Source organism: Bacillus sp. Hm123 (genome assembly GCF_051842975.2).
In the GTDB taxonomy this organism is placed as follows: domain Bacteria; phylum Bacillota; class Bacilli; order Bacillales; family Domibacillaceae; genus Bacillus_CE.
This window is the reverse complement of the sequence record NZ_CM200277.1, coordinates 2,920,383-2,940,497: the sequence shown is the minus strand read 5'-3', so window position 1 is coordinate 2,940,497 and position 20,115 is coordinate 2,920,383. Positions and strand designations below refer to the sequence as shown.

Genomic DNA, 20,115 nt, shown 5'->3' with positions numbered 1-20,115 from the left:
GAGAATCGTACATTCTTACTGGAGCAAAATTTCTTTTAATCGTGTGGAATGCTCTTTGCCTAATGTGCCAATGTATTCTTTATCATGATCTATAATCGTTGCTTGGTCATCATCTTGATGAAACGAGATAGAATAGTTAACCAATCTCTCAGGCTCATTAAGCAAACGAGAAGCAGTGAAAAACCTCTTAAAATAATGAGAGGTATATGCTAAAGTAAATGAGGAAACTATTTCGGAATACTAAATAAATAAGTGTTCTGATCGGAATGGAGGGTGCGTATGCGCCGAGAGTATCGTTTGCGATGGACTTTTTTTATTGTCGGTTTGATTGTGCTGTCTTTAGGAATTACGTTAACGATTAAAGGAAAAGTGTTAGGAGTGGGGCCGTGGGATGTTTTCCATTACGGCTTATATAAGCAATTAGGATTAACGATCGGTACATGGTCCATCATCGTTGGAATTATCATTATTGGCGCTACATGGATCGGAACGAAAACGCCACCGAAAATCGGGGCGATTGCGAATATGCTGTTGCTTGGGATTTTTATTGATATCTTCAATGGTTTGTTACCAGTGCCAGAGACGTTGTTCATTCAAGTCATTTGTTTCATCGTCGGTGTTCTCCTTTTAGGATTTGGCATTAGTTTGTACGTATCGGCTAATCTTGGAGCGGGACCGCGCGATAGTTTAATGTTGTTAATCGTTGAAAAAATGGGTTGGAGCATTACGCTCGTTCGAAATGGCATGGAAATCACGGTGTTCTTTTTAGGGTGGCTACTCGGAGGACCAGTCGGCATCGGTACGATTTTCATCGCCTTATTTTTAGGAAAAATCATTCAAGTGACGTTGCCGCCATGTCAAAAATGGCTTGCTTATTTACTTAAAAAAGGGCAAGTGAATGCAAATGTCAAAAACATTATTTGAAAAAAGCTGTTTCGTTTAGGGATGATTTCCTTTGCGAAACAGCTTTTGTTTTATGAAACGAAAGATTGCGCGTGTTTTATGTGTGTGTTACAATTTTAAATATTTAGAATTTTTTGTATGTTATAGAGTGTGATTATGAAGGGAAACGAGAGGAGATGGGCTATGTACAAGATTTCTAATGATAAAAAGGTGTATGAGATGTCACCAGTGAATCCGCCTGCATTGGTCGTCAGTCGAGGGTCTGTTGTGACCTTAGATATTAACGACTGTTTTGACAATCAAATTGATTCTGAGGCTGTTTCTTTACATGAAATTGATTGGGGACGTTTAAATCCTGCGACTGGTCCAATTTATGTGGAAGGAGCAGAGCCAGGAGACATTTTGCATGTACGTATTCAACAAATAGAATTAGCTGATTATGGATTTTCGTTTGTGGCACCTGACCTTGGTGTGATGGGGGAGCAATTAACGGTTAATGTGACAAAGAAGTTGCCGATACATAACGGAAAAGTGATCTTCAACGATAGGCTACAGTTGTCGGTCCAGCCGATGATCGGCGTGATCGGTACAGCTCCTGCAGATGAGCCGGTATCGAATGATCGGCCGAGCGCTCACGGGGGCAATATGGATTGTAAGCAAATTAGAGAAGGGGTTAGTGTTCTTTTGCCTGTCAATGTTCCAGGCGCTTTATTATCTTTAGGAGATTTACACGCAGCGATGGGAGATGGCGAAGTTTCAACAGGGGTAGAAATTGCCGGGAGAGTCACATTAGAAGTCGATGTGATGAAAGGGAAAGAGTGGACCTTGCCGATGGTCGTCACAGATGAACATGTGATAACAATTGGCTCTGCGGAAACTTTAGATGAAGCAACGAGCATTGCAGTGAAAAATATGGTTTCATGGCTAGAGAAGGAAACGTTATTGAACACAGCGGAAGCGAGTATGTTAGTGAGCATTGCTAGTGATGTGCGTGTCTGCCAAGCCGTAAACCCGCTCAAAACAATGCGAGTAGAACTGCCGCGTTGGATCGCAGAGCAATACGATGCAGTGAGTGCCTGTCACTCCCCGAGTTTTGTCGAATAAAATCGGGTGGATAAAACGTGTTTTTAGAATTTAGGTGTTTATTAGTAAAAAATTGGACTTTCTAGACAGTCGAAATATTATAGAAGGGCATAGTTAATACTATAACTATAGCTGTACCTAACTAAAACTAGACAACTGGTTGCCGGTATAATACCGTTACCTAGTTGTCTAGTTTTGTATTTCTTCTGGATCCAAATTTGATATTGTCAGCTTTCCAATTCTTATGTTTAAACACCAAGATGTTTCCTGAAATGATCATTACTAACCCAATAATAATCGAATAAATGTTGATTGATCTATGAACAATAGTGCAAGTTCCCCTAACCCCATAACTATCAATGCAGATTTATATCTGAATTTAAAATCCATACCCTCTGTTGGATCTTTAAACAATTTTTCATGGCTGTCTACTAAATCTTTTGCAACTATTTTAGGAGAGGGAAATTCGTTTAAAGATGATTCGATTGCTTCTTTTTCTGTCATTCCTGTTGATTTTTTATCCTCAATCAACGAAGTAAGATGATCTTCAAATTCATGAATGTAATTATCCCTTTCTGACTTAGGTATATGAGATAATTCTTTGTTTAAGTTTGATAAAAATCGTTTCACTTCATCATTCTTCATATGAATGCAACTCCTTTTCCAAAGTTAAAACGGATTCGTATATTTTTTTATAGTCTTCCAATTATTTTGTAATATTTTCTGGTTGAAAAATGTTGTAATGTTTAAAAAAGATATATGATAGAGTATAATGTTATTAAAAATAATTTTAGGGGTGTTTGAGTTGAAGAAACCATATAACTTACCATTACTCCCTATTCCATTTGATGCGGAAACGGAACTTGTTTTTTATAAAAAGGTAGTGAAAGCGTCATCCAAGCTAGAGAGTTTAAAGCAAAAGCTTCGTTATTCTTTAGTAAATGAGTCATTCATTCAATTGTTAACGTTGCACGAGTCTGTCCAATCTACAAGGATTGAAGGAACGCAAGTAACATTTAGTGAGATGTTGGAAGATAATATTGATCAAAAACAAGACTGGGAGAAGATAGAAGTTCGTAATTATCAAAGCGCTTTACAAAAAGGTGTAGAGAGTGTTCAAATGGGATATCCATTAACAGAGCGGTTAATTCGTGATATGCATGTGATTTTAATGGAAAATGCTAGAGGTTCAACTAATGCTTCTGGAGAGTACCGTAAAATTCAAAACTTTATCGGGCCAACCAAACATATAAAAGATGCATCATATATTCCACCCGAGCCTCAACTTATGGGGAATTATATGACAAATTTAGAGAGATACATTAATGGTCATCCTTATCAAAAAGAGGAAGAGGATATGTTGCATCCACTTATTAAAGCGGCCATTGTCCATGCGCAGTTTGAATCTATTCATCCATTTTTAGATGGGAATGGGAGATTAGGTAGAATTCTTATTGTTTTATATTTGCTACAATCTAATCTAATTGATTCGCCGTTATTTTTTTTAAGTGAAGAGCTTGAGAAAGAAAAGTTCAAATATTATGCGATGCTAAATGGGGTTCGGGCAATTGGACGGGAAAAACCAGATTGGAAAAGTTGGATTGTCTTCTTTTTAGATGCGACCATTCGGATGGCAGAGCATCAATATGAGAAATTAGATAAAGCTGAACAGCTTTATAATGTAGGAATGAAAAAACTTAATCAACCTTCTACGAAGAAAGTGTGGGGGGCATTATTTGCAAGGCCCATTGCGACTGTTCATCAAATTGAAAAAGCTACAGGTTTAGCTCCTGCAACCGTTCGGAAAAGTTTAACGCAACTCGTTCAATTAAATATGATTTTTGGGGATGACAGAAAAAGGAATCGTCGTTATTACCAATACGATTTAATTCGGATTATGAGTGAATAAAGTGAAATTTGACTCAGTAGGGTCTTATAGTCTGTTAATACGGGATAAATAAGCTTTTGAAATGGATAGAATGAAAATAGCATGGCACTGAATATTTTCGTTAAAATAATATCCATCTGCTCTGTTACATTGTGGGCGAAATTTTGACCTTGATTCGCTTTCTCTATCGTAAAGTCGGACTGCTCATTCACCGTTTGAATGTTCACTGAAATTTGTTCCGTCTCATAAGCGACAGGATTCACCTGTATCTCGCTTCTCAATCCCTATTTACACAAAATTATTGACGTTCCCACTATTAATTGTCAACGTTCCATTTTATAATAGATAATTAATCACTGTTAGAATGGAGCAAGGTACTATGAAATATTCCAAAGCTACCAATTACGCTTTGCACACGTTGATTTATTTAGCTAGGCAGGATTCAAACACTTCAATTGGTGTACAAGAACTAGCAAGCCAGCAACAAATATCTACTACTTATCTATCGAAGATCCTTTCGCAATTAGTAAAGGCAGGAATGATCGTATCAACAACAGGTGTGAACGGTGGGTATAGCTTACTGCATCATGCGAAAGAACTCACATTTTTTGATGTGATCCAGGCGATAGAAGGAAAATCTTCGTTATTCGAATGTGATCCCATACATGGTCCCAACTGTCTTGTATATAAGGTCATGTTAGAAGCAGAAAAAAAGATGGAAGAAGAATTGAAAACAAAAAAAATATTCGACATCGCCAAAGAAATCGAAGGGAGTTGAGTGGATTGACGGCTCAACTCTTTTTATTTTATACTAATTAAAGACATTAACAGTCTATAATATCTGTAATTAAAAATATGGAAGGAGCGATTATTTTGGAACAATTTGAATGTGCTATTATCGGTGGAGGAGCAGCAGGATTGAGCGCCGGTCTTTATTTAGGTTTATCATTAAGAGATACAGTGATTTTTGATAATGGGACAAACCGTAACAGAGTGACGAAAAAATCACACGGCTATTTAACAAGAGATGGTGTAACCCCTAATGAATTTAAGCAGTTAGCGATGAAAGATATTCAACAGTATGACAATGTGAAATTGGTCAATCAGGCAGTTGAGGATATCAGTAAAATAGAAGGTGGGAAATTTTTAATTCATACAGAAAGCGGGGCGATCTTTGAAGTAGGTAAAATAATATTATCAACCGGTATTCAAGAGATTTTTCCTAACAATATTAATGTCAGCGAGTTTTATGGAAAAAGTGTGTTCAGCTGTCCGTATTGTGATGGGTGGGAAGTGAAAAATCAACCACTTATTGTAATTGCCGAAAGTGATGAGCACGCTATTCATTTAGGGAAACTCGTATACAATTGGTCTAAAGATCTCATCATTGCATCGAACGGACATAAATTTAAAGATCGTACGATTGAATTGTTCCAACAAAAGGGGATAGAGACGATTGAATCTCGGATAACAAAGCTGCGTGGCGATAATGGGATGCTAGAAGCGGTACAGTTTGATTCAGGTATGGTGATTGAAAGAACGGGAGGATTTATTTCTCCTACATACAAAAGAACGAATGACTTTGCAGAAAAACTTGGATGTGAAATCAACGAGAAGGGTCATATCGTTACAGATGATTTAGCTCGGACATCCGAACCAAATATATATGTGGCAGGAGAATGTAAGAACCTTAAATCTACATCGCTAACTATAGCAGCCGCAGAAGGAAGTCAAGTAGCTAAAACTGTCAATATGGACATCATCAATGAAAATTTTTAAAGGTGCCTGTCACTCCTCGGGTTTTGTCGAATAATATAAAGTGAAACAAGCCTGTATCCCTGTAGATTTAGCGGAGATGTAGGCTTGTTTTTGTTAGAAGCATTCCTATATGAATATCATGTATAGCCCTCATTATCATTTACTTTTTTCTATGCTTTTTTGCGAAGTTCATGGCCATTCGCTGAGGAATTACATTTAACACACTCACCAATACTAACAAGTGAGTAGGTGCTAGTGGTTTAAAATAACTACTCCAGCGGTCATCTCCAGCCATTTGAGTGATAAAATAATAAGAAACGATAGTCGACACCACGTTTCCGATGATTACAGCTAGTGTGTAGTTAGAGTATTGACTGATGAAAGAGAGAATCGAAGTAATGAGGATCATCAATAAATAGCCGATCATCGAGCCATCCGTGAAGTCTTTGTACATTGAAAAATAAACAAACGGAAAACTATATAAGCAGATGATGAGTATATTCATTGCTATTTTTTTCATTCTTACACCTCCCATTTTTCACCTTGAGCTAGATAGAAATTATCTAAGTAGCCCCTTAGTGATTATAATATTCAGATAAATAGATAATATTAAGATAGGTGCCTGTCACTCCCCGACTTGTGTCGAATCACAAATCTTTTCAAAATATCCCCCCTCTACTCTTCCTCTTTCTTCCGCTCCCAAGAGACAATCCGCAAAATAAGTACGATGATAAATAAAGTCATCGCTACATAGCCAGTCCATCTTCCGTTGTCACTGAAGTAACTAACAAGCATAATAATCGATGAAAAAACCACTCCAACCCACGGAAGCGCATTTCGTATCTTTTGCTTATTGACCATTTTGGTAAAACTCCCCATTATTGTTTTCCTTAAGGATAACATATATCACAAAAGGAGAGCGCTACGAAAAGCGGCTCTCCTTTCAAACTCTTTAATATTTAAATTGACTAACAGATTCCTGTAGCTCTATCGCCATATGCGCGAGCTCGTTCGCCGCTGCGGCTACTTCTTCCATCATCGCACTTTCTTCTTGAATCGCCGCTGCCACCGTTTGTGATTCGTCCATGAATTCACCGGAAATGCTCACGATCGAGTTCGTGTCTTGAACGATCGATTGAATGTTTTCGTGCATATTGTGAATCGCTGTCGTCACATCATTTGCCTCAGCCTGTACGCGTTCCACCGCCTGCGAGATATCGGCGAAAGTCGCTCCTGTTATATCGATCATTTCTTTTCCTTTTTGCACCGAAGCGTTGTTGCTGTCCATCTCTTGAACGACCCGATCCGTATGCGCCGTAATCGTACCGACGAGCGCATGAATCTCTTGAGCGGCATTTCCCGATTGCTCCGCTAATTTACGAACCTCTGACGCCACCACAGCAAAGCCTTTTCCATGCTCTCCGGCACGAGCCGCTTCAATCGACGCATTCAAGGCAAGGAGATTCGTTTGCTCGGCAATGTTTGAAATGATCGCCACCATCTCTGTGATGGTCGTTGATTTCGCTTTTAACTCATGCAAGCTCGTTGTAATCTGATTCGTCTTCGTTAAAATCGTATCCATCTGTGCCGTCACATTGTTCGCAAAATCATGGCCTTGATTTGCTTTTTCTGTTGCCCAATCCGTTTGTTCATTCACGGACTGGATCTTCGCTGAAATTTGATCCGTTTCATGAGCGACACTGTTCACCTGCTGGCCTGTATGCTTCGTTTTATCATTTTGCTTCTCGATGCCAAAAGAGATATTTTGAATCGCGCCCCCGATATCCACGGTTGCCTTACTCACTTCTTGACTGCTCGCCGTCAGCTGCTCGGCCGTCGCCGCTACTTGCTCCGCTGATGAACTAATTTGATTGAGCGTATTCCCAAGCGTACTCGTCATCTCATTCATCGAAGACGCGAGCATCCCAAACTCATCACGAAGCTTCGTATCAAATGTCACTGTGAAATCTCCAGAGGCAAATTGCTTCACTTGCGAAATGATCTGCTGAATTGCTCTCGACACGCCATTTCCAAACACAAACGCAAGAACCGCACCGACAATCAGACTGACAACAACGACAATCGCTGTCAAAATAAAAATGAAATCGCCATTCGCATTCATCTGCTCGATTTCACTAGCAATCTGCTTATCAATCTGTTTCGCATTATCCTTTGAGAAAACGACCAACTTCTGCGAGCCCTCTCCTAAAATCGGCGCCGACACCTTCAACGCTTCAGGCAACTTATTCGCATCAATTAACGGCATCACCTGCTCATCAATCGCCTGCTCCCATGCCACGAAGTCCTTTTCAAACTGCACAAACTTCGCATCCGTCACACCCAATTCCTTCAACCGATCAATGGAAGCATGTACTTGCTCACGAATCGAATAATGATTCTCCTTCATAAAGTCCTTCTGATAATTCATATATCCACGAATCGCCGCATTCGATCGAACCGTATGAAAGGCGATATCATTATAACCGACCATAATTTCTTCATTCTTCTTAATATCTGCCAGCATCTGATTCGTCTTGACAATATGAGCAATACTAATGCCGCCAAGAACAACCAAAAAGCCCAGCATCACAACGAAAGCACCAAACAGCTTCGTCCGAATTCCTACCTTCACATAAAGCCCCCCTTAACCTCATTTAAAAAACGACATAATAATTCCAAAAACCCCATACTTAGTTACAATAGTAACCTACTTACAAGGGATTTACTAGTGTGAAAGGCCTATCATTTACTTGTGATTTTACAATATTTGTTGATATATAGAATGGGTGGAAAATGAAAGGGAAAATTCAATAAAGATCAGAGGGTATCTATTTTTTTAATTGCCTTTTCTGATAAAATGTTAGGAAAACGAATGTAAAAGGAGCTATGACCATGCCCATCTACAACAAACTCGTTCGAGACCGCATTCCAGAAATCATCGAAAAAGCAGGGAAATCATCAAAAACTCGTATTCTAAACGAACAAGAATACTATGAAGAAGTCCATAAAAAAATGAACGAAGAGCTGATGGAATATGAAGCAGCCGATAATGACGAGGAAGCACTGGAAGAATTGGCTGATTTGCTAGAACTAATCCATGCAGCGGCTACGATTCATGGAGCTGATTACGACCAGCTCGAAGCGATTCGTGAGCGTAAAGCGGAAAAGCGTGGGGGATTTGAGGAACGGATTTTTTTGATTGAGGTGGAGGATGACTAAGCTACAATTAATCACCAAGAATTTAGTCGATACGATTAACGTATTAGCAGAAGAAGCGGAGGAGATTTATATCCTCACTTCTTTCGTGATGAAATCAGGCGTAAAACAGATTCTTCCTTCATTAAAGAAGGCTGTTTTACGTGGAGCAACGATTAAAATCGGCACGGGTGATTATTTACATATTACTCAGCCAGATGCGCTTCAGCTTCTTGTGGAAGAACTGCCTGATGCTGAAGTTCGTATGTGGAAAAGTGGTGGGAAGTCATTTCATCCGAAAGCTTATTTGTTTCGGATGAATGAGACAGGTCATTTAATTGTTGGCTCGTCCAATTTATCTGCCTCTGCTTTAACGAGCGGAGTAGAATGGAATCTTCATGCCCCACCAGCTGTGGATGACGAGATTTTTGAAAAGGGACTCGAAGAATTTGCCGCTATTTTTCAACATGAATTCACGATTCCTGTAAACAACGAAACGATTAAGGCATACCGAGACAGCTACGAGCAATTTCATCGCCAGCAATCGGTCGTTCAACAATGGACAGAAGCTGAAGAAACAGAAATAATGTTTTCAGAACCTGCTGATCAAGCAGAACTTGTCAGTGAACCAACGGAATCATACATAATTAATAAAAAATTAAGTCCAAGACCCGCTCAACAAGAAGCATTAGCCGCATTGGAAAGCACGCTTGAAGAACAATATGATCGTGCGCTCGTTGTGATGGCAACAGGGCTTGGGAAAACGTATCTTGCGGCATTTTTCGCTCGCAAATTTACACGCATCCTATTTATTGCTCATCAAAAAGAGCTATTAACACAAGCGAAAAAATCATTTCAGCATGTGATGCCAGAACGAACGGCTGGAATTTTGAATGCGGATTATAAAGAAAAAGGTGTGGATATGCTGTTCGCCTCAGTGTTTACTCTTGGCATGAAGCATCATTTAGAAAGCTTTGCTCCAACTGATTTTGATTTAATCATCATTGATGAATTTCACCATGCTGCCACTAATTCGTATCAAACGATTCTTGATTATTTTCAACCGAAGTTTCTGCTTGGGATTACGGCGACACCGGATCGAATGGACAATAAAGATGTGTATAGCATTTGTGATGGCAACACTGCTTATCGCATCCATTTTATCGAAGCGATTCAGAAAAACTGGCTCGCTCCTTTCGTCTATTATGGCGTGTATGATGATACCGATTATTCTGCGCTCACTTGGCTTGGCGCAAGATATGATGAGGAACAGCTTTTGCAAGTACAGTTAAAAGAAGAAATGGCGGAAAAGATTGAAGCTGCATGGAAAAAATATCGTCAGACGAAAACGATTGGCTTCTGCTCATCGATTCGTCAGGCGGAATTTTTAAGTGGTTATTTCAACAACAAAGGTTGGAAAACAATTGCGCTTCATTCCAAAACAAAGGGATATTCTCGGCAAGAGGCGATCAAAGCACTTGATGAAGGGGAATTGGATATCATTTTTACCGTCGATCTATTTAATGAAGGGATTGATATTCCTTCGGTGGATACGTTGCTTTTTGCTCGTCCGACCCAATCATTGACGGTGTTCACTCAACAAATTGGTCGAGGGCTCCGAGTAGCGGATGGAAAAAGTCATTGTGTGATTATTGATTTAATCGGGAACTATCGCAATGCTGATATTAAACTACAAGTCTTTGATAGTGATCCAGACAACAAGAAAAAGAAAGCGATGATCCCGACTGTCCCAGAGAATTGTCATATTGAATTTGATTTGCAAGCAGTTGAGCTATTAAAGGAAATGACTCGCAAAAAGAATCCGAGAAAAGATCAATTGTTGTATGCGTATGAAGAGTTAAAACTAGAGTTAGGTAGACGCCCTTCTTATCTTGACTTTCACTTGAAAGCCTATGCTGACAGCAAAGCGATCAAAGAGTTTTACGGCTCTTATCCGGGATTTTTACAGGCAATTAATGAACTGACGGAACAAGAGGAGCAAGTTTATTTGGCTCATGAAAACTGGCTCAAAGAAGTCGAGCGAACAAGCATGACGAAAAGTTACAAAATGGTTGTCCTAAGTTACATGCTCTCAAAAGGTGTGAAACAGTGGCTTGAACCCCTTACACCAGAAGAAGTCGCACCATTTTTCCATGACTATTTAACATCTAAAGAATATAGGAAGCGAATCGATTTCTCCGATAAACAAAGCCGAGAACTCGAACAATACGAAGAGAAAAAAGTCACTGATCTCATCGCCAAGATGCCAATGACAAAGTGGAGCGGATCGTCAAAGGGAATGATCACATTTGAGGATAACCAGTTCCAAGTGTATATTGAAGTGGAAAAAGAACATGAACAAATCTTATTTGAATGGACGAAGGAGATTTGTCAATATCGATTGCATTGGCATTTTGAGAGGAAAGGTTATGTGAAAAAACAGCAATAATTAATGAAATCATTTATAGTATGATAGAAACAAATTAGCTTGTGAGTGGTAGCATAGGAGGTTTAATCGATTTAATGATTGATACGAAAATTGCAGCAAAAGAGATACTGTTTAAAGATTTATTTGGTTCCAAATTTGCTTTTCAAATCCCGGGATATCAACGGCAATATTCTTGGGAAAAAGATCAACAAAATCAATTGTTTGAGGATATTCAAGAGGCGCTCGCCTATAAAGAAGAGAGTTATTTTCTAGGGAGCGTTATTTTACAAGTGATGTCTCAAAAGAGTGATGAGAGTGGTGTTTATGATGTAGTAGATGGTCAACAGCGTTTAACGACTTTGACGATCTTAATAGCGGTGATGCGTGATTTAGTGACGGATTCGCGTGCGAAGGTGACGTTACAATCAAAGATTTATCAGGAAGCAGATCCGTATGAAGATAAGCCGGAAACGGTGCGCTTGCGTGTAAGAGATCGGGATTTTGCTTTTTTTAAGAAATATATTTTAGAAGAAGAGGGAACGAATCTGCCTGTTAGTGAGACGGATTTAACTGAATCACAAGAACGAATGATTGAAGCAATCGAATTATTCCGTGGAAAATTTTATGAGGATGGGCTATTAAAAGAAGAATTTCTGAAGCAAATGATTCAATTTGTTCTAAACAAGTGTATGTTTGTTTATGTAAAAACAGGCACATTTACATCAGCTTTTCGCTTGTTTTCTATTTTAAATGACCGTGGGATGCCATTAACAAATGCCGATTTATTAAAAAGTACGAACTTAGGAGCCATCAATGAATTAGAACGCCCACATTACCAAAATCTATGGGAGTCCATGGAAGAGGAACTTGGGCGAGAAGAATTAGAGAAGTTACTTGGCTTTATTCGTTTGATTTTTGTCAAAGAAAAAGCGAGAAAAACGATTCAAGAAGAATATACGGAGAAGGTTTTTGATAAACATCCTGAATTCAAAGGTCAAAAATTTATTGAATACTTACTCCGTTTTGCCAATATTTATCGAGAGAAAATTTTAAATGCGGATATTCCAACAGCTGATAAGGAGATTGGGGCGAAGTACTATGGGCTGTTGACGTTAATGCGTGACTTTATCCCATTTTCCGATTGGATTCCAGTCTTCATTAGCTTCTGTCAAAAGTTTTCAAACGATGGGGAAGCCTATGCTTTCTTAAAAGTGTTGGAGCGAAAAAATGTTGTTAGCTGGGTGAAAGGCATCACGCCAACGGCTAGAGTCATAGAAACGGTGAAAATGATTCAAGTCATCGAACAAGCTGAGACAGTAGAGAAAGTGTATCGAGCCGATATTTTTCAAACTCAATTAGATCAAGAGGCGTTTCAATATAATATTGATTCTAGCGAATTATACAAGAAAAAATACGCTAAATACTTATTGCTTCGTTTAGATATGGCTCTTAGCGAAAACATAAATGTGAAAAAATCCTACACAGGTATCATTAGTGTAGAGCATATTTTACCGCAAAAACCATCAGACGATAGCGACTGGAAGAGAGGATTTTCAGACGAACAAAGAAAAATATGGACGCATCGATTAGGTAATCTTGTTTTATTAAGTCGTAAAAAGAATGCTTCTGCTAATAATAGAGAGTTTCACATTAAATTGCAGAAATATTTCTCTAATGGAATTACCGATTTTGAGTTAACAAAAGAATTGAAGAGTTATCCACAATGGACAATAGAAGAGTGTCAAGCTCGTCATCAACAATTAGCTGATCAATTGATGAAATTGTATTTTGTGTAAGAAGTGTTCCTATTTACTCGCCACCTTACGATTATCCCGTAGAGGTGGCTCTTTTTTTACATAAAATTAGTATAATCAAGAAAAAGGAGAAAAGAACCGATGCACATCAATGAGGTAGTAAAGCAACTCCTAAACTATAAAACAGAAACTCTACTAGAAATTATATGAGAAGGTGAGAAAGGAGCCGTCATGCAAATCTACAGTTTGTCTTCATTTGTTTTTTCGTTGATTGGGGCGATGTTTGTTGGGGTGTCGTTTGTGCTTGAGAATTTTGTGGAGTATGTGTTTGCGCTTGGGTTGGTGTTTTTGGGGGCTGGGATGTTGGTGAGTGTTGGGGCATTTCGGAATGGGGATGTTGGTTGGTTGAAGTGGCTGGCGGTAGCGATTTGCTTTGGGGTGTTGCTGCTTGTTGTGTTGGTGGAGCCGTTTCATTTTGTGAGGTTGTTCGTTTGGGTGAAGAATTGGCCGGTGTTTGAGATGCTAGAGAGGATGTTTGTGTAGGTGTTATCCAATATTTCAGAAAAAACTTAATTTTACTTGAGAGGTTGTCTTTCCCTTATAATGAACAAAATAAACGGTATATGTGTGAAGGGGGAAAGGCGTTTGAACTTATTGGTAATGGCGATTGGTTCGGCTATTGTGGGGTTTGCTTATAATTTCTTCTTGATTCCGCATGAGATTTTGAGTAGTGGGTTGAGTGGGATTGCGATTATGTTTGGGTTGGTCACGCCTTTGAATACGGGTGTGATTAATTTTTTATTGAATCTTCCTTTGTTGTTGCTTGGTGTGAGAAAGCTTGGGAAGCAGTTTATTTATTATACGATTTTTTCGGTTGTGATGATTTCTTTGAGTTTGTATGTGATTCCGATTTATCAGGTGTCAACGGAGCCGGTGTTGTCTTCGTTGTTTGGCGGTGTGTTGACGGGGCTTGGGATTGGTTTGATTTTTCGGGCGTCGGGGTCGTCCGGTGGATTTGATATTATTGCGATGTTGTTGACGAAGAAGAAGGACTTTCCGCTTGGTGCGTTGTTGTCGGCGATGAATGGAATTGTTGTGGCGGCGTCTGGATTTATTTTTACTTGGGATGCGGCGTTGTATACGATGTTGGCGATTTATGCGACGGGGAAAGTGGTCGATGCGATCCATACGAACCATATTAAGCTGACGGTGACAATTGTGACGGCGAAAGGGGAAGCGGTGAAGGATAAGCTGCTTTCGAATGTATATCGCGGGGTGACGGTGATGCCGGGTGTTGGTGCGTATTCGGGTGACGAGCGTGCGGTGTTGATGACGGTGATTACGCGTTATCAGTTAAGTAACGTGAGGCAAATGATTCATGAGGCCGATCCCGATGCGTTTATTAACGTAACAGAGACGGTGGAAGTGTTTGGGTCTTTCCACCGAGGATAGTTCGATAGCCTTTTCCTAACGGGAAGGGCTATTTTCCTATAAAAAAGAAAAAAGTTTCGACATATTCCACATTCATATTGTCGATAAAACATGAAACAGGGTAGAATGGCATAAAAGGGGTGCCTGTCACTCCCCGAATTTTGTCGAAAAAGAGAGGAGAAATATGTTTTCAGCGCCTTCTTTAGCTCAATATGAAGTTCTTCAAGGGGAGTATTCGACCCCCATCGTTATTCTTTCGATTGCAGTTGCGTGGGCAGCCGCTTATACGGCATTAAGTATGAATGAGCGCTCGCGTAAGAGTAGCTTTTTTCATCAAAAGTTGTGGTTGACGTTTGCGGCGATTTCAATGGGAATAGGAATTTGGTCGATGCATTTTGTGGGAATGAGTGCGTTGTCCTTACCTGTTGATATGCACTATGATCGTTCACTCACGTTTCTTTCGATCATTCCTGCGATGATTGCTTCTTTTCTTGCTTTTTATTTTTCTAGCCGTTCAAGGCGTACGAAGACTTCTTATTTGGTTGCAGGTCTTGTGATGGGAATCGGGATTTCTACTATGCATTATGTCGGCATGGCCGCGATGAAAATGGACGGAGTGATTTATAGTTATCATTTTGGATTATTTGCTCTTTCTGTTGTGATTGCGATAGTCGTTTCTTGTGTTGCCTTGTATGTGTTTTCTATTTTGCAGCATCAATCTGAGCGTTTTTTCGTTCGAGTAGCGATTGGATGTATGTTAGGAATAGCTGTGTCGAGTATGCATTTCACGGGGATGACTGCGGTGACCTTTTATGTGCCGATCGATCAGCCGTTAATGGAAGGCATGGCTCATTCGATGGATGAGCTCTTTTTGGCTAAAAGTGTCGCTGTAAGCATGGTAGTGTTATTCGGTTTGTTTCTAGTGTCGAGTGTGTTAGATCGTTATGTAGCTCATCAACTGCGTTACTTTGATTCGTTAACGAAATTGCCGAATCGCCGTCTATTTGAGAAAAATGTAGAGAATCTTACTTATGATGCGTTAGCAGTGTGGCATTTGCACGATTTAGAGTCATTGAATCGAGCGCATGGATATACGTTTGTCGATGAGGTGATTAAAGAGACGAGCCGCTTGCTGAAGTCGACAAAGCCAGCTTTAGTGGATTTGTATCGGTTAGATGGACATCGGTTTGCTTATGTGTCGCGCGGGGTGAAAGGAAGTCATGTGTTAGAAGAGGCGATGGAGAAGACAGCGGAGCTTTTGAAACAGCCGCTCCTCGTGAAAGAGCAACAGGTGAAGCTACAAACGGTTTGTGCGCTTTCAACTATTGGTGTGGGTGAGCAGGCGACGGATTTACATACGCGTGTAATGGCGGTTTTAGACCATCCAACGATTCAATTTCAGCATGAAATCATTCATTATAATCCTGTTGTGCACACCCAATCGTTTGCTCAATCGCTGCTTGATGATGTGGAGCGAGCAATGGCGGAAAATGAGATGTATATCGTCTATCAGCCGAAAGTATCAACATCGTTAAAGAAAATGATTGGTGTCGAGGCGTTGCTTCGCTGGGAGCATCCAGAGCACGGATTTCTTTCACCAGCAGTTTTTATCCCGATTTTAGAAAAGAATAATAAGATGATGGATGTGACGGATTGGATTATTGATCAAGTATGCCAGCAGCTCCAAGCGTGGCAAACGAACAAGGAACATGATTGGTTAGTGGCGATTAATATTCCAGGTAATTATGTCACCTCTCCACGACTGTTACATAATGTTGTGGATCGAATGGAGTTTTACGGGATCGATCCGAAATATTTAGAGCTCGAAATTACTGAAACGAGCTTTGTGAAAACGATTGATGGGGCGATTGAAGCGGTCAATCAATTTCGAGAAAAAGGCTTCGGTGTAGCGTTAGATGATTTTGGTACAGGGGTCTCCTCGCTCTCTTATTTAAAGAAAATCCCGATCTCTACGTTGAAGATTGATAAATCCTTTGTCGATGGTGTGCCTCAGTCGGAGAAAGGTTCGGCGATCATCCAATCGATTATCTCACTAGGAGAATCACTGAAACTTAAAGTCGTCATAGAAGGCGTAGAAACGAAAGAACAAGTCGACTACTTAACAACTACATGCAACTCGCCCGTCATTCAAGGCTACTACTACTCCAAGCCATTGAAAGCCCATGACGTCGTCGAGTGGTATTCTTCTTCTTCTTCGACAAGTGCCTGTCACTCCCCGAGTTTTGTCGATTAAAAACAAGCCGCTCCTTTTTAAGGAGCGGCTTGTTCTAGGTGCCTGTCACTCCCTGGTTTTTGTTGGATTCTGTCGAGCGCTATTTTAGATTCAGAAAATTTTCTTCACGTATAATCAGGAAACATACTTAGCGGTGGAGAGTATTCGTTTCATCTTCAATTACCAAGAGGGAAACGCAGAAAAATAGAGAAAATTCAATCAATTGTAAGAATAGGTGCTGTTTTGTTCATAAAGCTTTAACTTTACAAAGTGTATAAAGCGGAGATCACGTTTTACGCTGTTTGTGTCCAAACGATGAAGTTTATTACAATAAAATAGTATTGACAAAAAAGGCAATGAGAGGTGAGAGGATGAATGAAGCAAAGGTGAAGAAAGTGGAAGTGAAGCATGTGACGAAAGTGTTTGGAAAACATGTGAAAAAAGCGACACAACTTTTGCAAAATGGCAAGTCGAAGCAGGAGATTTTGAAAGCAACAGGTGCAACAGTCGGGGTCAATCAGGCGAACTTTGATATTTATGATGGAGAGATTTTCGTGATTATGGGGCTTTCCGGAAGTGGGAAGTCGACGCTCGTTCGTTTGTTGAATCGATTGATTGAGCCATCGACAGGCCAGATTCTAATTGATGGGCAAGATGTGATGAAGATGAACAAAGAGCAATTGCGTCAAGTACGAAGGCAAAAGATGGGGATGGTGTTTCAAAATTTTGCGCTGTTTCCGCATCGTACGGTTCTTAGTAACACGGAATACGGCTTGGAGATTCAAGGGGTGGAGAAAGCGACGAGACAGCAAAAAGCGAAAGAAGCGCTGAAGCTCGTTGGCTTAGAAGGATATGAAGCACAATATCCGAAGCAGCTGAGTGGAGGGATGCAGCAAAGGGTCGGACTTGCGCGTGCACTTGCGAATGAGCCAGATATTTTACTGATGGATGAAGCCTTCAGTGCCTTAGATCCGCTCATCCGCAAGGACATGCAGAACGAGTTGCTTCAATTGCATGATTCGATGGGGAAAACGATTATTTTTATTACCCACGATTTAGACGAAGCGCTCCGAATTGGTGATCGCATTGCGTTAATGAAGGATGGGCAAGTGGTACAAATCGGCACGCCGGAAGAAATCTTAATGAACCCATCGAATGAGTATGTGGAGAAGTTTGTGGAGGATGTCGATCTATCGAAAGTATTCACAGCCGCACATATTATGAAGCCAGCGGAAACCGTTCAAATCGATAAAGGAGCAAGAGTGGCTCTGACGTTAATGAAAAATTTTAAAATTTCCTCTATCTATGTCGTCGATAAACAAAATCATTTATTAGGAGCGGTTACGGCTCAAGCAGCGAAAGAAGCGGTAGAAACAGGGAAAACGCTCGAACAAGTGCTCAGTCGAGAAATTTCAACGGTCGCACCAGAAACACGCTTAGTTGATTTATTTCATTTAGTATCGATGTCGTCTATTCCAATCGCCGTTGTCGATGACGCTCATCGCCTGCAAGGAATTGTGATTCAAGGGGCTTTAATCGGCGCATTGGCCGGAAATGATGTGTATATTAACGATCTAGATGAATATAAGACAGACGGATTAAAGAAGGTGGATTAAATGAGTGAATTACCGAGAATACCGTTAGCAGATTGGATTGACGAGTTGGTTGATTGGCTCGTTAGTCAATTCGGCGGCTTATTTGAAGGGATTTCCAATGGGCTTGAACAAATGGTCGAAGGAATGGTCATGGGGTTTGGTGCTGTGCCAGCGCTTCTTCTTACTTTAATCATCGGGGGGATTGCTTGGTTTGTTTCAAGTAGAAATATCGCAATATTCTCTATTATCGGTTTTCTTATTATTGATTATTTAGGCTATTGGGATGCGATGCTGCAAACGTTGGCTCTCGTCTTAACGTCCGTTATCATTTCTGTTGTTGTGGGCATTCCAGTCGGGATTTTAGCCTCACAAAAAGACAGTGTAAGGAGAATCGTTACTCCGCTATTAGACTTTATGCAAACGATGCCGGCCTTTGTTTATTTATTACCGGCGATCTTTTTCTTTAACATTGGAGTGGTTCCAGGTGTTGTCGCCTCGGTCATTTTTGCGATGCCACCGACGATTCGGTTAACGATCTTAGGGATTCGTCAAGTGCCGAATGATTTAATTGAAGCGACGGAAGCATTTGGCTCGACGACGAGTCAGCGTTTAATGAAAGTGCAGCTTCCACTGGCGATGCCAACGATCATGGCGGGGATTAATCAAAGCATTATGCTCGCGCTTTCAATGGTCGTGATCGCTTCGATGGTCGGAGCACCGGGGCTAGGAGAGGAAGTGTATCGAGCAGTTACTCAGCTGAAAATTGGGATCGGCTTTGAGGCGGGAATTGCGATCGTAATTTTAGCCATTGCCTTAGATCGAATGACACAAGATATTGGCAAGCAAAATGAAGGGAGCAAAGTATCTTGATTAAAAAAATAATCGGTTTTAGTAGTGTAGCTATTTTGGCGATGGGGCTTGCGGGATGTAATAGTGAGACGGAAGTGAAAGATGGCAATAGTGAAAATAGTGGGAACACGGCTAGTGTCGGTGAAAGCCTAGATTATAAAATTACCGGCATTGATCCAGGAGCTGGCATTATGGAAGCGACGGATCGCGCAATTAAAGATTATGAGTTAGATGATTGGAGTGTTATATCAGGTTCTAGTGCGGCGATGACAGCGGCCTTGAAAAAAGCATATGACAAACAAGAGCCGATCATTGTGACAGGCTGGAATCCACACTGGATGTTTTCTGAATACGATTTGAAATATTTAGACGACCCTAAAGGCTCATATGGCGGAGCGGAAGAGATTCATTCGATTGGCCGGGTCGGGTTGAAAGACGACATGCCAGAAGCTTATCAAGTGCTTCAGCAATTTAAATGGGAAGATGCCGATATGGGAGCGGTCATGGTCGATATTCAAAAAGGTGACAAACCAGAAGAGGCGGCCGTTAAATGGGTAGAAGCGAATCAAGATAAAGTGGACGCATGGACGAAAGGTGTCGAGAAGGTAAAAGGCGATGAAATCGAATTCGTTTATGTCGCTTGGGATAGCGCAATGGCTAGTCATCACGTCATGAAAAAAGTATTAGAAGACGTTGGCTATAAAGTGAAGCTGACGCAAGTAGAAGCGGGGCCGATGTGGACAGCGGTCGCGGATGGCAGTGCGGATGCGATGCTTTCCGCGTGGCTACCAGTTACCCACAAAACATATATGGAAAAATACGAAGGCAAATTTGAAGACATCGGCGTAAGCATGGAAAACGTCAAAATCGGTCTAACCGTTCCTACTTACATGGACATCGATTCGATTGAGGATCTAAAAGAATAATGGAAGCGAAGGGAGTGCACTAGCATTCCCTTTATTTGTTAGTTTAAAACGAACGTTCGTTCTCGTGGTTTC

20 protein-coding genes are annotated in these 20,115 nt (G+C 40.5%); 14 read left to right on the top strand and 6 right to left on the bottom strand.

The window, feature by feature from the left end:
* Positions 1-15: 15 nt before the first annotated feature.
* Positions 16-144 carry a hypothetical protein gene (locus ACSVDJ_RS15485; RefSeq protein WP_518619310.1) on the bottom strand — a complete coding sequence of 43 codons (129 nt, stop codon included), beginning with the start codon at positions 142-144 and terminating at the stop codon, positions 16-18.
* 135 nt (positions 145-279) lie between these two features.
* On the opposite strand from ACSVDJ_RS15485, the gene ACSVDJ_RS15480 reads away from it, so the two are divergent.
* Positions 280-924, top strand: coding sequence for a YczE/YyaS/YitT family protein (locus ACSVDJ_RS15480; protein WP_439167022.1), 645 nt, complete (start codon positions 280-282; stop codon positions 922-924).
* 162 nt (positions 925-1,086) lie between these two features.
* Entirely contained in the window at positions 1,087-2,007 is a 921-nt protein-coding gene (locus tag ACSVDJ_RS15475; RefSeq protein WP_439167021.1) for an acetamidase/formamidase family protein, read from the top strand.
* 261 nt (positions 2,008-2,268) lie between these two features.
* Here the strand turns inward: ACSVDJ_RS15475 and ACSVDJ_RS15470 are convergent, their stop codons facing one another.
* Complete coding sequence (locus ACSVDJ_RS15470) at positions 2,269-2,631, bottom strand: HAAS signaling domain-containing protein (RefSeq protein WP_439167020.1); 363 nt, start codon at positions 2,629-2,631, stop codon at positions 2,269-2,271.
* A 160-nt stretch (positions 2,632-2,791) separates the two neighbouring features.
* On the opposite strand from ACSVDJ_RS15470, the gene ACSVDJ_RS15465 reads away from it, so the two are divergent.
* The gene (locus ACSVDJ_RS15465) at positions 2,792-3,895 is read left to right on the top strand and encodes a Fic family protein (protein ID WP_439167018.1); all 1,104 of its coding nucleotides are present in this window, start codon (positions 2,792-2,794) and stop codon (positions 3,893-3,895) included.
* Here ACSVDJ_RS15465 and ACSVDJ_RS15460 read toward each other — a convergent pair.
* Positions 3,859-4,155: a hypothetical protein gene (locus ACSVDJ_RS15460; protein WP_439167016.1), complete on the bottom strand. Its 297-nt coding sequence runs from the start codon at positions 4,153-4,155 to the stop codon at positions 3,859-3,861. The genes ACSVDJ_RS15465 and ACSVDJ_RS15460 overlap by 37 nt on opposite strands.
* Positions 4,156-4,253: 98 nt before the next feature.
* On the opposite strand from ACSVDJ_RS15460, the gene ACSVDJ_RS15455 reads away from it, so the two are divergent.
* Both ACSVDJ_RS15455 and ACSVDJ_RS15450 read left to right on the top strand, forming a co-directional pair.
* Positions 4,254-4,652: an RrF2 family transcriptional regulator gene (locus tag ACSVDJ_RS15455; protein ID WP_439167015.1), complete on the top strand. Its 399-nt coding sequence runs from the start codon at positions 4,254-4,256 to the stop codon at positions 4,650-4,652.
* Between the two features lie 95 nt (positions 4,653-4,747).
* The gene (locus ACSVDJ_RS15450; protein ID WP_439167013.1) at positions 4,748-5,653 is read left to right on the top strand and encodes an NAD(P)/FAD-dependent oxidoreductase; all 906 of its coding nucleotides are present in this window, start codon (positions 4,748-4,750) and stop codon (positions 5,651-5,653) included.
* A 139-nt stretch (positions 5,654-5,792) separates the two neighbouring features.
* Here ACSVDJ_RS15450 and ACSVDJ_RS15445 read toward each other — a convergent pair whose 3' ends face one another.
* The 3 genes from ACSVDJ_RS15445 to ACSVDJ_RS15435 all read right to left on the bottom strand — a co-directional run bounded on the left by ACSVDJ_RS15445 (position 5,793) and on the right by ACSVDJ_RS15435 (position 7,754).
* Entirely contained in the window at positions 5,793-6,152 is a 360-nt protein-coding gene (locus ACSVDJ_RS15445) for a hypothetical protein (RefSeq protein WP_439167011.1), read from the bottom strand.
* Positions 6,153-6,307: 155 nt separating this feature from the next.
* Positions 6,308-6,493, bottom strand: coding sequence for a hypothetical protein (locus ACSVDJ_RS15440; protein ID WP_439167009.1), 186 nt, complete (start codon positions 6,491-6,493; stop codon positions 6,308-6,310).
* Between the two features lie 91 nt (positions 6,494-6,584).
* The gene (locus tag ACSVDJ_RS15435) at positions 6,585-7,754 is read right to left on the bottom strand and encodes a methyl-accepting chemotaxis protein (protein WP_439167885.1); all 1,170 of its coding nucleotides are present in this window, start codon (positions 7,752-7,754) and stop codon (positions 6,585-6,587) included.
* Positions 7,755-8,524: 770 nt separating this feature from the next.
* Between ACSVDJ_RS15435 and ACSVDJ_RS15430 the strand changes: the two genes are divergently transcribed.
* The 9 genes from ACSVDJ_RS15430 to ACSVDJ_RS15390 all read left to right on the top strand — a co-directional run bounded on the left by ACSVDJ_RS15430 (position 8,525) and on the right by ACSVDJ_RS15390 (position 20,043).
* Positions 8,525-8,851, top strand: coding sequence for a nucleoside triphosphate pyrophosphohydrolase (locus tag ACSVDJ_RS15430; RefSeq protein WP_439167007.1), 327 nt, complete (start codon positions 8,525-8,527; stop codon positions 8,849-8,851).
* Positions 8,844-11,276 (top strand): DEAD/DEAH box helicase family protein, encoded by a 2,433-nt coding sequence (locus ACSVDJ_RS15425; RefSeq protein WP_439167005.1) that lies wholly within the window; start codon positions 8,844-8,846, stop codon positions 11,274-11,276. The genes ACSVDJ_RS15430 and ACSVDJ_RS15425 overlap by 8 nt, the downstream gene beginning before the upstream one ends.
* Before the next feature lie 74 nt (positions 11,277-11,350).
* Positions 11,351-13,051, top strand: a complete 1,701-nt coding sequence (locus ACSVDJ_RS15420; RefSeq protein ID WP_439167003.1) for a DUF262 domain-containing protein — start codon at positions 11,351-11,353, stop codon at positions 13,049-13,051.
* Between the two features lie 189 nt (positions 13,052-13,240).
* Positions 13,241-13,552: a hypothetical protein gene (locus ACSVDJ_RS15415; RefSeq protein ID WP_439167001.1), complete on the top strand. Its 312-nt coding sequence runs from the start codon at positions 13,241-13,243 to the stop codon at positions 13,550-13,552.
* A 117-nt stretch (positions 13,553-13,669) separates the two neighbouring features.
* Positions 13,670-14,461, top strand: a complete 792-nt coding sequence (locus ACSVDJ_RS15410; RefSeq protein ID WP_439167884.1) for a YitT family protein — start codon at positions 13,670-13,672, stop codon at positions 14,459-14,461.
* 163 nt (positions 14,462-14,624) lie between these two features.
* Positions 14,625-16,694, top strand: a complete 2,070-nt coding sequence (locus tag ACSVDJ_RS15405; RefSeq protein WP_439166998.1) for a bifunctional diguanylate cyclase/phosphodiesterase — start codon at positions 14,625-14,627, stop codon at positions 16,692-16,694.
* A gap of 350 nt (positions 16,695-17,044) precedes the next feature.
* Positions 17,045-18,289, top strand: coding sequence for a quaternary amine ABC transporter ATP-binding protein (locus tag ACSVDJ_RS15400; RefSeq protein ID WP_439166996.1), 1,245 nt, complete (start codon positions 17,045-17,047; stop codon positions 18,287-18,289).
* Complete coding sequence (locus ACSVDJ_RS15395) at positions 18,290-19,138, top strand: ABC transporter permease (protein WP_439166994.1); 849 nt, start codon at positions 18,290-18,292, stop codon at positions 19,136-19,138. It begins immediately after the preceding gene.
* Entirely contained in the window at positions 19,135-20,043 is a 909-nt protein-coding gene (locus tag ACSVDJ_RS15390) for a glycine betaine ABC transporter substrate-binding protein (protein WP_439166993.1), read from the top strand. Before ACSVDJ_RS15395 ends, ACSVDJ_RS15390 begins: the two co-directional genes overlap by 4 nt.
* The last annotated feature ends 72 nt before the right edge of the window (positions 20,044-20,115 follow it).

Excerpts from the sequence above, each read along its gene's own strand:
- ACSVDJ_RS15430 (WP_439167007.1), top strand. The coding sequence starts at position 8,525 with ATGCCCATCTACAACAAACTCGTTCGAGACCGCATTCCAGAAATCATC.
- ACSVDJ_RS15455 (WP_439167015.1), top strand. The coding sequence starts at position 4,254 with ATGAAATATTCCAAAGCTACCAATTACGCTTTGCACACGTTGATTTAT.
- ACSVDJ_RS15395 (WP_439166994.1), top strand. The coding sequence starts at position 18,290 with ATGAGTGAATTACCGAGAATACCGTTAGCAGATTGGATTGACGAGTTG.
- ACSVDJ_RS15410 (WP_439167884.1), top strand. The coding sequence starts at position 13,670 with ATGGCGATTGGTTCGGCTATTGTGGGGTTTGCTTATAATTTCTTCTTG.
- ACSVDJ_RS15475 (WP_439167021.1), top strand. The coding sequence starts at position 1,087 with ATGTACAAGATTTCTAATGATAAAAAGGTGTATGAGATGTCACCAGTG.
- ACSVDJ_RS15420 (WP_439167003.1), top strand. The coding sequence starts at position 11,351 with ATGATTGATACGAAAATTGCAGCAAAAGAGATACTGTTTAAAGATTTA.
- ACSVDJ_RS15425 (WP_439167005.1), top strand. The coding sequence starts at position 8,844 with ATGACTAAGCTACAATTAATCACCAAGAATTTAGTCGATACGATTAAC.
- ACSVDJ_RS15440 (WP_439167009.1), bottom strand. The coding sequence starts at position 6,493 with ATGGTCAATAAGCAAAAGATACGAAATGCGCTTCCGTGGGTTGGAGTG.
- ACSVDJ_RS15445 (WP_439167011.1), bottom strand. The coding sequence starts at position 6,152 with ATGAAAAAAATAGCAATGAATATACTCATCATCTGCTTATATAGTTTT.
- ACSVDJ_RS15480 (WP_439167022.1), top strand. The coding sequence starts at position 280 with ATGCGCCGAGAGTATCGTTTGCGATGGACTTTTTTTATTGTCGGTTTG.
- ACSVDJ_RS15415 (WP_439167001.1), top strand. The coding sequence starts at position 13,241 with ATGCAAATCTACAGTTTGTCTTCATTTGTTTTTTCGTTGATTGGGGCG.
- ACSVDJ_RS15400 (WP_439166996.1), top strand. The coding sequence starts at position 17,045 with ATGAATGAAGCAAAGGTGAAGAAAGTGGAAGTGAAGCATGTGACGAAA.
- ACSVDJ_RS15435 (WP_439167885.1), bottom strand. The coding sequence starts at position 7,754 with ATGAATGCGAATGGCGATTTCATTTTTATTTTGACAGCGATTGTCGTT.
- ACSVDJ_RS15470 (WP_439167020.1), bottom strand. The coding sequence starts at position 2,631 with ATGAAGAATGATGAAGTGAAACGATTTTTATCAAACTTAAACAAAGAA.
- ACSVDJ_RS15405 (WP_439166998.1), top strand. The coding sequence starts at position 14,625 with ATGTTTTCAGCGCCTTCTTTAGCTCAATATGAAGTTCTTCAAGGGGAG.